The following is a 12,668-nucleotide window of genomic DNA, read 5'->3' as shown; positions in this document are numbered from 1 at the left end:
TCTATTTTCCAACCACGCTATAAGCCGCTATTTTCATACTTACGTCGTACGTATTCCTATCTTGGTACGGTTTGTTCGTCTGAAAGTATTCCACTCTGGCATTTACCTTATTGCCCTTATCTATATCATATAGAACTGCGAGCATAGTCTCGAGCGGTACTCCTCTGAAGCTTACATCGAATACGATGACCTGGTATTTACCTTTGTCGATCTGTTTTGCAGGGACCGGCCTCATCGTGGAGATCCTATCCTTGACCCCGTGCTCCATAAAGATCCTTTCCAACTTTGCGGAGAATTCACTTTGGTCTCTTTCTCCACTGTTTACGTTTTCCAAGGAATGGAAGTACAGATATTCCGATATGATCTTATCTAATTTCACGATCATTCCGGGAGTATCGTTGACTCTTTCTCCCAGTTCGGATCTCATCTTGTACACCTTGCGGATGGCTAAGAAGATCAATACAAAGGCAAGCAATCCTGCCGCGACTAATATGAGTAAACGTTCTCTAGGTTCTAATTTCTGCCACATAAAGAGTTGGTCCTTACTCGGATTCTCCGGTTTTGGACGCTACCTCCATTTTAATGGTGAAAGAGACCTTGTAGGTTTTTAAGCCGTAATTCGATCTATTGTTTTCCAAGCTGATCTTCTTGAACATCTGGGATTTTTCCAAGGATCTTTGGATCACTCCTATCTCGGAGATCTCGTTCACGGAACCCTGGATAGAAACCGTTCCATTATCGTACGTAATATTTTGGAATAAGAAAGCTTGCATTCCTGGATCCGGGAAATTTAAGGAAATCTCATGAAGCACATCTAACACGGTCGGCTTGGAAAGATATTTGCGATATAGTTCCGTCTTGCGCTTTGCTCCATCCCTTAGGCCTTTTGCATAATCCAAGGGGTCGCTATCCATAGGGACACTAGAGCCGGTTCCGGAACGGACCTTGTCAGCCAGAACCTTGTTTGCTGCATTGAGCTTTTTTCGATCGGAGAAGATCCCTAAGAAGAATACTCCGATCAAAAGAAAGATCGAGACCCCGGAGAGGATCATATGCGGTTTGAATGCGGAAAGATCGAATAAATTCTTGTTCAGCTTCTTTACATAAGGAGTTTCTAAGAAATCTATTTTAGCTTTCTTAGAAAGCACCAGCTGATGGGCCATTCCGAAAGCTGTAGCGAATCTATCCGGATCGGGAGAAAGAAAATCATATCTTCTTGCTTGGACTCCTAAATCCTCTCCTAAGAAAGATTCCAGATCTCTGACCTTACTTCCTTCGCCAGAAAGATAGATCGCTTCCGGTCTTTCCGTTTCCTCTAAGGAAAGAAAACTTCTTCTTACTTCTTCGCTTAATGCCAAGAAGAATTCCTGAGCGATCCCGAATGCCTTTTTGATATCCGCTACTTTTAGTTTGTATTCTTTTGCGAATAAGTTCAGGCCATCTTCCGGAGAATGAAACGGTTCGAATTGTATGCTGGTCTTAAGTGCTTCCGCTTTGTCCTTAGAGATCTTAAGACCCTTTGCGATCTCTTCTGTAAGAGTCTCTCCGCCTAAGGATAGAAAACGAGTATGCGCGATCTTTCCATCCTTACTCACGTTTAAGATCGTCCTCTTTCCGCCTATATCGAGCTGAGCCACATTCGAAAAAGGGATTTCCTTTCCTAGATGCTTCGGAATGAGAGAGCCCAGGCAGACTGAATCCACAAAGATCCCGCGAAATACCATGGTAGATTCTAGAAAAGGAGAAGCTAACGTATCAAACTCGGAATGATGCGCGGTGTATGTGATTACATCCGACTTGTCCTGGTCGATCCTCCAAACGGAGCCTAAGACCTCCACAGTTTCCATAGGGAAAGGAACCCTGCTCTCCACTTCGAAAGGAATGACTTCTTTTACGGCTTTCTCTGTGGTAAGAGGAATGGAGATCTCTCTCACAAACAATCTGTCCAGCGAAAGAGAAAGTACAAGTGCATTCTCTCCTGGAAAGTATGTATTCAAGAATCGGAGTATATTGGTCTCGTACTCCTTTTCTTCCATTTTAGAGATAGGCATGCTTTCGGATCTTAATAGAGTCAGATTGCCCGCAACTCTTTGGAACAAAGCTCCTTTGATGGAGGTCGTTCCATAATCCACAGCTAGGAATTTTTCGTATAAGAACATTAATCTTCTCTATAATATAGCATGATGTTATTTGTCAGATCAAAAATACCGGTGATCCGTCGGACGACTTTCTTTCCGACTAGGACGTCTGCGTTCTTGTTTTGATTCGAGTTCAGTCCCACTTCCCCGACGGCGGTAATTCTGTATATTTCCCCTTTGGATTTGATCCTTCCGCCGGAGACATCGGTTCCCTCACCCGCCAGTTCTTTGTAAAGAGAGAGACCACCCACAGAAGGAACCTGGAATTCGGGAACGGTTTCCAGATCCTTGGTCTCCTTCAGGTAACCGCCTTTCTTGATTTTCAATTTCATGATCTGCAGAGCGGCCTGACGGGTCATAAAATCGGATAGAGACATTAAAACGAAGTACGGCGCGGCGTTCAAGTTGATTCTATCGTCGTAGTTCCTCTGGAAAGGGACGAAGGCGGTAAAATTATTGGCCACCACAAAGTCCGCATCCGTAACTAGGCTCTTCTCCTCGTCTGTCATGAAATCCTTGGAGTTTTTCTCATCATAGTCGGGCGGCTTCTGGGAGCCATAAACGATCTTAGGATCGAAACCCTTGACGGAGGTGAGTTCGGAGAGAGAATACAGGTACCCGTTCTTGATCTTACGAGGGGGGATCAACTTTTCGTAATACGGCGCCTCCGCATTTCCCTGGCTATCGTCGTCCAGCCAATCTATAAGAGGATTCAAGATATCTCGTTTTAATCCCAATCTTTCCAAAAGCCTTTGGGCCATCTCTTGGTTTCTTAAATTGATATCTTTGGTATCGGTATTGAAGACTGCGTTGAGATTTATTTTTCCGTCTTCGCCCTGCAGTTTATAATAGATAAAGCCTCCGCCCAGAGGGACCGGAGGTGGATTCAGACCGATCCCAGATTGGTAGAGCTGCTCTTCCGGAATCTTCCGCAAGGCTCCTAGCCCTCCTTGGAATCCCGCTTTTGCAAGAAGAAGGGCTCGAAATCCCGACATCTCTCCTTGAGAGATCTTATATTCGGATACGGAACGGTCCGCAAAGTCCAAGGTAGTCATGATTGCAGCGACTCCCACTCCGAAGACTAAGAGCATGACTACGGCTCCCCTTCGTCTAGAAAGTCTTGTTCCTCTCATTCCTAAACCCTTGGATGAATTCATTTGATGAGTATCCCCGGGAAGGCCAAGGTCTCGAATCTTCTTTCCTTGGAGCCCATATTTGCAATGAGTTCGATCCGGATCAGACGAGGAATATTCTTGGATTCTCTTGAATCCCACTCGTCCTCCCATTTGGTCCCTGTGCGAGAGAATTTGAAGGACATGCTTTTTACATTATCCAGTAGCTCGTATTCCAAGCCGCCGGCAAAAGGATACTTGTCTACGATCTCATCCTCTCTTCGTACCAGGGTAAAAAAATCGGAGTCGGAGCCTTCTTTCCTTCGTAAGAAGTATTCTACCTCTCTAACTTCAGGTAGTGCTGTTTCTTCTGAATTCGGATGTACCGCGGCAAATACTAGGAACTGGTCGTTCGTACTTTCTCCGGGATGCTTTTTCCCGTCTTCCGATTTTCGATCCTTTCTACTTACGAATACAAGTCTCTTCTCGGATTGAAAATAGAATGCCATGGACAATGTGCTTCTGATATTTTCGATCGCAGAGATTGCCTTTTCTCGTTCCACTCCTTCGTTACTGGAGTTGTCCCTTGTGATCTTTAAAATGGAAGTATAAGTACCGAATACCATCACAAGTAAGGAGCCTAGGAGTGCAGCGACTATAACAAGCTCGATCAGGGTGAATCCCGATCTGGTCCTGTTTCGCATAACGAGATTTTTTTTATGAGCGAAGGATATCATCAATTCATCCTCGCCTTAAACGTCTCGACGGTATACTGTTCCTTTACCAGATTCCCCTGCTGATCTCTTCCACCTGTTGGATATTCGATGGTTACGTAAATATGGAAAACGTTGATGAGTCCCCCGGTCGCAGAGCCTTGGTTATTTCCAGTTCTCTTTGCGATCAGATCGTTCTGAGCGGAGTTCCCACCTAAAAGATCTTCCGGTCTCTTCCCGCCTTTTCCAGAAAGTTTCAAGAGATCCAAGTTCTCATCTTTGATAATGGTAGTGAACTTCCAGTCTTTATAGCCCGGTATCTCTCCGGACGTGGTGTCTTCTTGCAGAATGGTAGCAGAATCTATTTGGGCCATTTTGATCTTGGCTAAATGAGCCGCTTCCATTTGCAATGCCGCAAATTTTTTAAGCCGGACCCCTTCTGCCACCGTCATGAGTACATAGGCTAGCCAAGCGGAGGCGATCCCGATCGCGAGTACCATCTCTAAAATGGTAAAACCGGAACGCCTGCGTTTTAAAAAATTCCGTTTAGAGTTGGCTCGAACCGTACGTTTCATTCTGCTTGTACCAATCTAGGTTCTCTTTCGGGACTAGGACTTCTCCGTCCTTTACTTCCGACTTACCACCGTATCTTCGAACGATCAAGGTTCTCTTGATCTCAGGATCCGGACCTAAGTGAATATAAAAATCCTCGGAGATCGCCAAGGGAGAAAAAGGAATACGAACCTTTCCGTTCACATATCGATATCCTCTTCCATCCATTACATCCACGATAGAAGAAGAGCTAGGCAATTCTCTGTCCTTAAAGACCGGTATTTCTTTTAGACCGGTATCGTCCCTATCCATATCTATGACCGTGTAGGTTTCCGTATCGATATTCAATTGAAGATATACGGTCCTTTGGTAGAGTTTTGCCCGACGAAAGCAAAAGGTGACCACATCGTGCAGTACCATTGCTTCTTCCTGAGCTCCCGGTGTAAATAGGCTAGTGAGGGAAGGAAGCACGAGGGCGAACATGACTCCGATCAAGGATACAACGATCGCAAGTTCGATCAGAGTGAAACCGGAACGTTTCCTGTTGGTCCCCGTGCGCATAGTTGGATTATTTTTTGGAGAATTGAGGCGGGTATTCCTCTTCCTTCATGATATCGAAGTCTGCATTGTCTCCTTCTCCACCTTCTACCTTATCCTTTCCGTAGGTGATGATCTGGATCTCTCCTGAATTATCGAATCTCAGTTTATAAGGATTCTTCCAAGGATCTTTCAATACGTCCTTGCTATTTACCATGGGTCTCCAGTCCTCAGGAACATCTCCCGTGGTAGGCTTCTCGGCAAGAGCTTCCAGTCCTTGGTCCTCGCTCGGATAATTCCCGAATTTCTGAGCGTATCTTTCTAAGTGCATTCTAAGCTCTTGTTTGTCCTTACGGAGTTTTAGAGCTGCGGTATCGTTATTCACACCGGTGATATCTATGTTTACGATGATGATTGCCATCAAGGCTCCCAAAATAGCGACCACAATGGCTAACTCGATAAGAGTGAATCCTCTTCTTCTTTTATTTACCGTTTTCAAAGTCGGTTCTCCTACTGATTCTAATTTTAAATCCCCTGTAAGTTCTGGGTCAAGCTGAACATCGGGACGATGATAGCAGCCATAATGATTCCGATCGCAAAACCCATGAAAACCAGCATGAACGGTTCTATCGCTTGGGTTGCGTTCTTGAGGGAAGTATCCACTTCCGTATCGTAGATCTCTGCGAGTTTGTTCAACATTTCCGGAACCCTATCCGAAGCCTCTCCTGCGGACATCATCCCTAGGACTAATTGAGGTAAGATCTCGGAGTTCGCAAAGGAAGCGGAAAGTTTTTCCCCCTCTCGGATGCGAGAAGCCGCGTTTCGGATCTCTTCGCCGAACACGGAATGATTTACGATCTGCTCCACGATCTGCAGGGAGACGATCAAAGGAACACGGTTTGTAAGAAGGATGCCCAGGTTTCTCGCAAAGTTGGAAATGAGCACCTTTTTATTCAAAGTACGTAAAATAGGGATCTTTAATACGAATTTTTCCCACTTTTCTTTTCCTTCCGGAGTAGACTTATAAAAGAAGAAGCCTACGATCGCTGCACCGATTGCGGGAAAAAGCAAGAACCACCAACCGATAATCAGCTGAGACGTTCCGAGTACGATCCGAGTGATCATAGGAAGGGTCGCATTGAACTCGACGAACAAATGCTCGATCTGAGGGACTACTGTGGTGAGAAGAAAGATGATCACGATCTGCAATAAGATAAAGATAATCGCAGGATAGACTAACGCAGTCGTAACCTTTCCTTTTAATTCCAGGTTCTTTTCTTCCATTTCTGCTAATCGGATCAGAGCGGTTTCATAATCCCCTGTTCTTTCTCCTACGGAAACGAGGGATGGATACTGGCTTGGAAAGACATCCGGATGCTTTCTCATGGCATCGGATAGAGAACTTCCTTCAGTAATATCTGCTTGCATGGCGACCACTACCTTGCGAAACACTTCGTGGTCTGTTTGCTCTATGATATTTGAGAGAGATTTGTCTAGAGGGATCCCTGCTCCTAAGAGGGTTCCTAATTGTCTGGAGAAAAGTCCGATTACCTTCTTAGGTACTCTATATAAGAACTTTGCTAAGAATGGGAATAATTCCCTGTCCTTTCTTTCTGCGTCCTCGGAGATCTGCCTTACGTAGAGGCCCTTGCCTTTTAGTTTGGTCCTTGCGGATTGCACATTCGGGGCGTCGATAATCCCCTTCTCTTCTTTTCCTTTTTTATTAAAGGCTATGTAGGTATAGAGAGCCATTGGGCTTAAGTTACCCTTAACACTTCGTCAGGAGTCGTGATCCCATCCAATACTTTACGAATTCCATAATCTCTCATAGTGGTGAAGCCGTTCTCTAAGGCCACTTCGTTGATCTTATTCGTATCCGATCCTGCGAGGATCGCATTTTTGATGGGAGTATCTATGATCAAGAATTCATAGACTCCCGTTCTTCCTTTGAAACCTGTTCCCATGCAATGAGAACAACCCGTTCCCTTATGAAGAACCCCTCCTTTCAATTCCTTCTTAGAAATTCCAAGAGACTCCAGCTCGGCGGGAGTGGGTTTGTATGAGGTCTTACATTGAGAACAAATCGTTCTGACGAGACGCTGCGCCATGAACCCGAGCACGGTAGATGTAATTAGATAAGGTTCTATTCCCATATCGATCAAACGGGTTGCGGCAGAGGCGGCGTCGTTCGTGTGCAATGTGGAGAATACTAAGTGACCTGTAAGAGAGGCTTGGATAGCGATCCGAGCAGTCTCCTCGTCCCGGATCTCCCCTACCATGATGACGTCCGGGTCCTGGCGAAGAATGGCACGAAGACCGGTCGCAAATGTGAGCCCGATCTTTTCCTGCATTTGCATCTGGGAAACACCGTCGATCTGGTATTCCACTGGGTCTTCGCAGGTAATAATATTTCTTTCTTCCGTATTCAACTCCGTCAGTGCGGAATACAATGTAGTCGATTTTCCGGATCCGGTAGGTCCTGTGACCAGGATAATTCCATGAGGTTCATAGATCAAAGTGCGAAGGGTCTTGATGAGATCCGGATAGAATCCCATAGTATTTAGGGAATATTTCTGGTCCGTCTTATTCAAGAGACGCATAACGATACGCTCTCCGAATTGGCAAGGAATAGTGGAAACCCGGATATCCACATCCTTTCCTGCCAGCCTCAATTTGATCCTACCATCCTGAGGAAGCCTGTTCTCTGCAATATTCAGGTTGGACATGATCTTGATACGGGATGTGATCCCTGCATGATACGACTTGGGCGGGGTCAATACGTTATGCAAAATACCGTCAATGCGATAGCGGACCACCAGGCTCTTTTCATAAGGCTCTACGTGGATATCCGAAGCTCTTTCGTTGACTGCTTGGGAAAGGATCACGTTCACCATCTTGATGATGGGAGCGTCATCCGAGAGATCGATCGTCTCGTTATCGAAGCCTTCTGCGAGTTCGGAGAAGCTACCCTCCATCTCGTTCAATAGGTCTTTTGCAGCAGCGGAAGTGGTATCGAATTGAGAATGGATGATCCTCATGATCTCCGGTTCCGGAGCCAGAATGAAATCCACTTTGTATTCCCTTAAATTAGAGCGGACATCGTCCATAGGATGCAGATCCGTAGGATCGGAGACGGCAACCTTAATGTTTTTCTTATGTAATTCGAAAGGGACTAGTCTGCTTTTTTGGATAAGCTTTAGAGGAATACGATCGTATACCTCCTCCATTCCTTTGAAGTCCAGCTTCTCTCGGAATTCCATTCTATAAAGACGGGCCATTGCCTTGAGAACGTCAATTTCCCCAGCGATACCTTTTTTCTGGAGAATATGGCCTAGGGGTAAATGATTCTTCTTCTGCAGTTTAAGGGATTCTTCCAAATCCTTTGCAGAAATGACTCCGTCTTCGACGAGAATGTCCCCTAACGTCTTCAATGCTTATTCTCCGCGTTCCTTAATGGTGGCTTCCTTGTTTAGAACTCTTTCTCTTTCCAACTCGTATCTTTCTTGTTGGAGCTTCTTTTTGACCGTGATTTTATCAGCCTGTTCCCTATTATCCAAGATATGTGGAGTAATAAAAACCATTAAATTCGTCTTTTTTAATTGTTCCGTGGTCCTACGGAAGATCCAGCCCAAGTAAGGGATATCCCCAAGTAAAGGGATCTTGATGAGACGCTTCTGTTTGTCATTGGAGATCAAACCCCCGATCACGATCGTCTGTCTATTGTCGATGGTAATGGTTGTCTTTACCTCCCTTCTGTTGAAGGTAGGGTTTCCACCTGCAAGAGCGATAGAGGCGATGTTCTTGATCTCTTGTAGTAGATCTAAGGTGATCTTGTTGTTCTTGTTCACATGAGGAGTGAACTTGAGTTTGATACCAGTAGGACGGTACTCGTAGTTGTCGACAGTCACTGCGTTCGCACCACCGAGACCTGCGTTCCTACTTTGGGTCCTAACAGGAACGTCCTGTCCTACGTTGATCTCCGCCTCTTGGTTATCCAGTGTAAGTACTTGAGGAGCGGACAATACGTTGAAGTTCTCATTTCCTTGGTTCGCGCTTAAGATCCCTAGGATCTGCTGGGCACCTGCTTGTACAAAGCCCAAGGAAAAACCGGAGAGAGTGTTTAGGTTCGGGTTGATCCTACCACTGGAGTTGATGATATTTCCTTCTTTTGCGAGTCCCGAGTTGAACTGGCTATACGGACCCTGTCCTTGGAATCTCCAGTCAATACCGAAGTCGTTCGTATCTGTAGAAGTTAACTCCACGATCAGAACCTCTAACAGGACCTGCTTTCTGGCAGAATCCAAGATCCGGATGATCTTTCGGATCTCATTCCATTCCGATTCGGTTGCGGTTACGATAACAGAGTTGGATTCCTTATGACCAACTGCCTTGATCTTCTCCACCTTAGGAGCGGGAGGAGCCGGGGCACCCGGAGCCGCCACTGGGATAGGAGTATCTCCGACTGTAGGAGTATCCAATTTGATCAGAGTCGCGGAGATCTTCTCCGCTTCGCTATATTCCAGAGTATAAATATGAACGTCTCCGGCAGAAGCCACAGCACCAGGAGTAGATTCTTCCGGTCTTACGTCTAACTCGTTGACGAGCGTCAGGAGTTTATTGATATCCGCAGTGGAACCGGAAAGAACGATCGTATTCGTATTTCTATAAACGATGATATCCGTGTTTGGAGACGTTAGACGTTTTAGGATCGGTTCCAATTCCTCCGGTTTGACATTTTCCACAGGAATGATCTGAGTGATGATTCGGTTATCGGAGGCTTCCCCTTCTGGAATGGGTTCTTTGCCCACTCGAACATAAGGGGATCTTGCAAGAGCGTCCTTTAGTTTTACGATGGTGATCAGATCCGTTTCCTCGACCACCGCGAATCCCATGGATTCCAAGACAGCTTTCATGAACGGAAATGCGTTCCTGATCGGGATCTCTTTTTGGGAGATGATCGTGATCTTTTTCCCTTTTAGGCTTTCATCCAAAAGGATATTCTTCTTAAGAATGGCGCTCATTCCCTTTAAGAAATCGTTAAGTTCAGTGTCTCTCCAGTTCGCGAAGAAGGTTCTTTCCTTAGTTTCTTCCGCTGTAGAGCTGCCTGCACTAGCGCTTCTCTTCTTTTTCGCGGATTGCGAAAATAGATTTTCCTGCATGGAAAGCAACAGCAATACGATAAAGGTCGCGTTTCTAAGGTATCTGGATCTTAATTCATTTTTGCGCATCTAGTCGTTAATTCCGGATAATAAATTCATAAGACAAAACCTTTCCCCCGCGCTCCACATCTACGGATACTTTATCGGTCGTTTTGAGAGAATTCCAAATCTCCATCATCTTAACCGTATCGTTCAGGGGCATTCCGTTCACTCGGCGGATCACGTCTCCGTTCCTCGCTCCTAGGGAATAAAAAATATGATCGTTTGATATGCTATAAATTTTATAGCCCCCGATTATGTTATTCTCGAGGAAGGGGCCGAATCTGGCATTTCTATAAATTGCGGTAGGGTCCGCCAGTTTACGATTCACGTCCTGGCGAGACAGGATCTTCTTAACGGAATCAGGAGAAGAAGGAGCTCCAGGTGCAGCCGCTGCCGCTCCCAGTTTGGCTCTAGCCTCTCCTGGGGTCTGGCCGATCTCCACTTTTAAGGGAGAGCCACCCTTCTCTAATATTACATGGTTCAGAAGAATGGACTTCACCTTGTATCCGGCAATGGTCTCTCCGGTGGCGAATTCTTCTGCGTATTGTTTCCCTTTTTCTAAAATAGTCACTCGGGCAAAACTCCAGTGACCGCTAAGAGTTCCGGTGATCCGCATGTCCTCACCTTCTCCCGTATCGGGCGGAGCTCCCGGTGCACCTGGACCTCCAGCGCCGGCAGCAACTTCTCCCGGAGGAGGAGCAAGACTTCCCCTAAATAAATTCCCAGTGACCATTTCCTTGTAGGAGTCCATAGAGATCATGGGAGGATTCACCGGTCTTCTGGGAGCGACGGAAGCGGAACCGGTCTGTACGTCAGGGGTCAGAAAGAGGAGCAAGATACCACGGCAAAGATAGGCTAGAGAAAAGGAAAAGAATACGACTATAGGTATTAGAGCATAGAAAGTATGCTTTCGTAATTCTATAAAAATTGCGTTCATTGTCGCCTTGGATCTTGCCTAGGGAATTAGTTTAAAAAGAGCCGATCGAATTCGATTCGAGACGGCTCTTTTTCGGGAACCTTCTAGATCTTTGCTACCTTACCGGTATCTAGGTTGGTAACAATCTTTAAGGTCTTTCTGAGCGCTGCCTCAGGATTGATCCTCTTTCCGTCGTAGAACACCTCGAAATGGAGATGGGAACCGGTAGCCGAGCCTGTTCGACCTACGGCACCTATGACCGTCCCCGGTTTAACTTTCGTTCCCTCTTCGACGGTAATTTTCGCGCAGTGCGCATACATGGTTCTATATCCGTTTCCGTGATCAATAATGACAGAATTTCCGTAGCCCCCATTCACTCCAGCAAAACTTACGGTTCCTTCCGCAGATGCCAATATAGGAGCTCCCTGAGGTCCGGCCAGGTCTATCCCGGTATGATAGCCCCCTCCTCCGGTATGGAATGGGTCCTTCCTTTTTCCGAATCTGGAAGTGACCCTGGAATTTAAGACCGGGGTTAGGAATACCCTTCTGTATTCCACCTTTTGGCGGGACGCGTTACCCACCTTTACGGGAATGCTCAGGCTCTGGCCTACTTTGAGAACGGAACCTTTTTTAAGACCGTTCGCTTCGGTGATCTTGGCAGCCGTGGTCCTAAGTGCTTTAGCGATCCTGAATAGAGTATCCTTTGGTTTTACCACGTAGGATTTGAGGATAATACCGCTCTGGTTAATGATCTTGGAGGAAATGATCGGATTGATGCTAATGAAAGAAGGAAGTTCCAAATTGGACTTATCCTTATTATAGCTGAGAGAAGAATACTTGTCCGCAGTCTCCCATTCTTCCGGGGATTGGGAGAATAGTTGCTTGATCTTACGTTCTTCCTTGTCGGTAAAGAAGGAAGAGTCGCGGTTCGCATAATCGCTGATCGCGGTATCGTAATTTTTTACAGGCTCGGCCGATAAAGCCGAAGCCACCATGGCGGATATAATGGGAAGGCAAAGAATCGTCCGTTTCACGTATTTAATATCGGTCGCGTCCGGTTGCCTTCTTGAACCTTGGAATATAGGTCGTTTATTTTTTCTTTTTGTATTCCGTGAGCTCATTTGCTACGATCTTATCCAAATCCTCTATATTGATGGCCTTTTTCTCGAAATCCTCGTTTACCTGATACGCAAGCAACCTTCCGATCGCATGTTCCCGCTTTTGGTCTGCCGGGAAGCACTTGATCTTAATTAAGGAAGGAGTCGATTCGATATAGATCCGAACCAACATCCCTTTCTTGAACGTTTCATTGGCGGATACCTTCGTGTCTTTTTTGAGGGAGTATATCCGGTCCTGGTAATGATTATTGATCTCGAACAATCGATCCTTCTTGATCAGCCGGGCACTGCACCCTAGGGTCAAAAGTGCCAGGAGAAGGGTCAGGATTCGCACCATTTCCTGCAAAAGATATTCAGTGACCGGAGGGGATAAACTAGTTT

General features: G+C 45.9%; 13 protein-coding genes. All 13 read right to left on the bottom strand.

Annotated elements, in window-relative coordinates:
• Nucleotide 1: 1 nt before the first annotated feature.
• Complete coding sequence (locus EHO57_RS03970; protein ID WP_135643128.1) at nt 2-529, bottom strand: hypothetical protein; 528 nt, start codon at nt 527-529, stop codon at nt 2-4.
• Nucleotides 530-542: 13 nt separating this feature from the next.
• Nucleotides 543-2,159: a pilus assembly protein PilM gene (gene pilM / locus EHO57_RS03965; protein WP_135643126.1), complete on the bottom strand. Its 1,617-nt coding sequence runs from the start codon at nt 2,157-2,159 to the stop codon at nt 543-545.
• The gene (locus EHO57_RS03960; RefSeq protein ID WP_135643124.1) at nt 2,159-3,295 is read right to left on the bottom strand and encodes a type II secretion system minor pseudopilin; all 1,137 of its coding nucleotides are present in this window, start codon (nt 3,293-3,295) and stop codon (nt 2,159-2,161) included. Before EHO57_RS03960 ends, pilM begins: the two co-directional genes overlap by 1 nt.
• The gene (locus tag EHO57_RS03955) at nt 3,292-3,987 is read right to left on the bottom strand and encodes a type II secretion system protein GspJ (protein WP_135643122.1); all 696 of its coding nucleotides are present in this window, start codon (nt 3,985-3,987) and stop codon (nt 3,292-3,294) included. Before EHO57_RS03955 ends, EHO57_RS03960 begins: the two co-directional genes overlap by 4 nt.
• Nucleotides 3,987-4,538 (bottom strand): type II secretion system protein, encoded by a 552-nt coding sequence (locus EHO57_RS03950; protein ID WP_135643120.1) that lies wholly within the window; start codon nt 4,536-4,538, stop codon nt 3,987-3,989. The genes EHO57_RS03955 and EHO57_RS03950 overlap by 1 nt, the downstream gene beginning before the upstream one ends.
• A complete protein-coding gene (locus tag EHO57_RS03945) occupies nt 4,510-5,076 on the bottom strand; it encodes a pilus assembly FimT family protein (protein WP_135643118.1) in 567 nt (188 codons plus the stop codon). The genes EHO57_RS03950 and EHO57_RS03945 overlap by 29 nt, the downstream gene beginning before the upstream one ends.
• 7 nt (nt 5,077-5,083) lie before the next feature.
• Nucleotides 5,084-5,551 (bottom strand): type II secretion system major pseudopilin GspG, encoded by a 468-nt coding sequence (gspG, locus tag EHO57_RS03940; RefSeq protein ID WP_135643116.1) that lies wholly within the window; start codon nt 5,549-5,551, stop codon nt 5,084-5,086.
• 26 nt (nt 5,552-5,577) lie between these two features.
• Nucleotides 5,578-6,804, bottom strand: a complete 1,227-nt coding sequence (locus EHO57_RS03935; RefSeq protein WP_135643113.1) for a type II secretion system F family protein — start codon at nt 6,802-6,804, stop codon at nt 5,578-5,580.
• A gap of 5 nt (nt 6,805-6,809) precedes the next feature.
• On the bottom strand, nt 6,810-8,483 hold the full coding sequence (gene gspE / locus EHO57_RS03930; protein WP_135643111.1) for a type II secretion system ATPase GspE: 1,674 nt from the start codon (nt 8,481-8,483) through the stop codon (nt 6,810-6,812).
• 3 nt (nt 8,484-8,486) lie between these two features.
• Complete coding sequence (gspD, locus tag EHO57_RS03925; protein ID WP_135643109.1) at nt 8,487-10,280, bottom strand: type II secretion system secretin GspD; 1,794 nt, start codon at nt 10,278-10,280, stop codon at nt 8,487-8,489.
• A gap of 7 nt (nt 10,281-10,287) precedes the next feature.
• Nucleotides 10,288-11,190, bottom strand: a complete 903-nt coding sequence (locus EHO57_RS03920) for a general secretion pathway protein GspC (RefSeq protein WP_135643107.1) — start codon at nt 11,188-11,190, stop codon at nt 10,288-10,290.
• Between the two features lie 83 nt (nt 11,191-11,273).
• Nucleotides 11,274-12,290, bottom strand: a complete 1,017-nt coding sequence (locus EHO57_RS03915) for a M23 family metallopeptidase (RefSeq protein WP_210410004.1) — start codon at nt 12,288-12,290, stop codon at nt 11,274-11,276.
• Complete coding sequence (locus EHO57_RS03910; RefSeq protein WP_167882238.1) at nt 12,259-12,624, bottom strand: type II secretion system-associated lipoprotein; 366 nt, start codon at nt 12,622-12,624, stop codon at nt 12,259-12,261. The genes EHO57_RS03915 and EHO57_RS03910 overlap by 32 nt, the downstream gene beginning before the upstream one ends.
• Nucleotides 12,625-12,668: the final 44 nt, after the last annotated feature.

This window comes from Leptospira langatensis, assembly GCF_004770615.1.
Classification (GTDB): Bacteria; Spirochaetota; Leptospiria; order Leptospirales; family Leptospiraceae; genus Leptospira_B; species Leptospira_B langatensis.
Note: the sequence above shows the minus strand (reverse complement) of the source record. Positions and strands in the feature narration are given on the sequence as shown.

Coding starts and splice junctions, on each gene's coding strand:
- EHO57_RS03970 (WP_135643128.1), bottom strand. CDS start 529: ATGTGGCAGAAATTAGAACCTAGAGAACGTTTACTCATATTAGTCGCG.
- pilM (WP_135643126.1), bottom strand. CDS start 2,159: ATGTTCTTATACGAAAAATTCCTAGCTGTGGATTATGGAACGACCTCC.
- EHO57_RS03960 (WP_135643124.1), bottom strand. CDS start 3,295: ATGAATTCATCCAAGGGTTTAGGAATGAGAGGAACAAGACTTTCTAGA.
- EHO57_RS03955 (WP_135643122.1), bottom strand. CDS start 3,987: ATGATATCCTTCGCTCATAAAAAAAATCTCGTTATGCGAAACAGGACC.
- EHO57_RS03950 (WP_135643120.1), bottom strand. CDS start 4,538: ATGAAACGTACGGTTCGAGCCAACTCTAAACGGAATTTTTTAAAACGC.
- EHO57_RS03945 (WP_135643118.1), bottom strand. CDS start 5,076: ATGCGCACGGGGACCAACAGGAAACGTTCCGGTTTCACTCTGATCGAA.
- EHO57_RS03935 (WP_135643113.1), bottom strand. CDS start 6,804: ATGGCTCTCTATACCTACATAGCCTTTAATAAAAAAGGAAAAGAAGAG.
- gspD (WP_135643109.1), bottom strand. CDS start 10,280: ATGCGCAAAAATGAATTAAGATCCAGATACCTTAGAAACGCGACCTTT.
- EHO57_RS03920 (WP_135643107.1), bottom strand. CDS start 11,190: ATGAACGCAATTTTTATAGAATTACGAAAGCATACTTTCTATGCTCTA.
- EHO57_RS03915 (WP_210410004.1), bottom strand. CDS start 12,290: ATGAGCTCACGGAATACAAAAAGAAAAAATAAACGACCTATATTCCAA.
- EHO57_RS03910 (WP_167882238.1), bottom strand. CDS start 12,624: ATGGTGCGAATCCTGACCCTTCTCCTGGCACTTTTGACCCTAGGGTGC.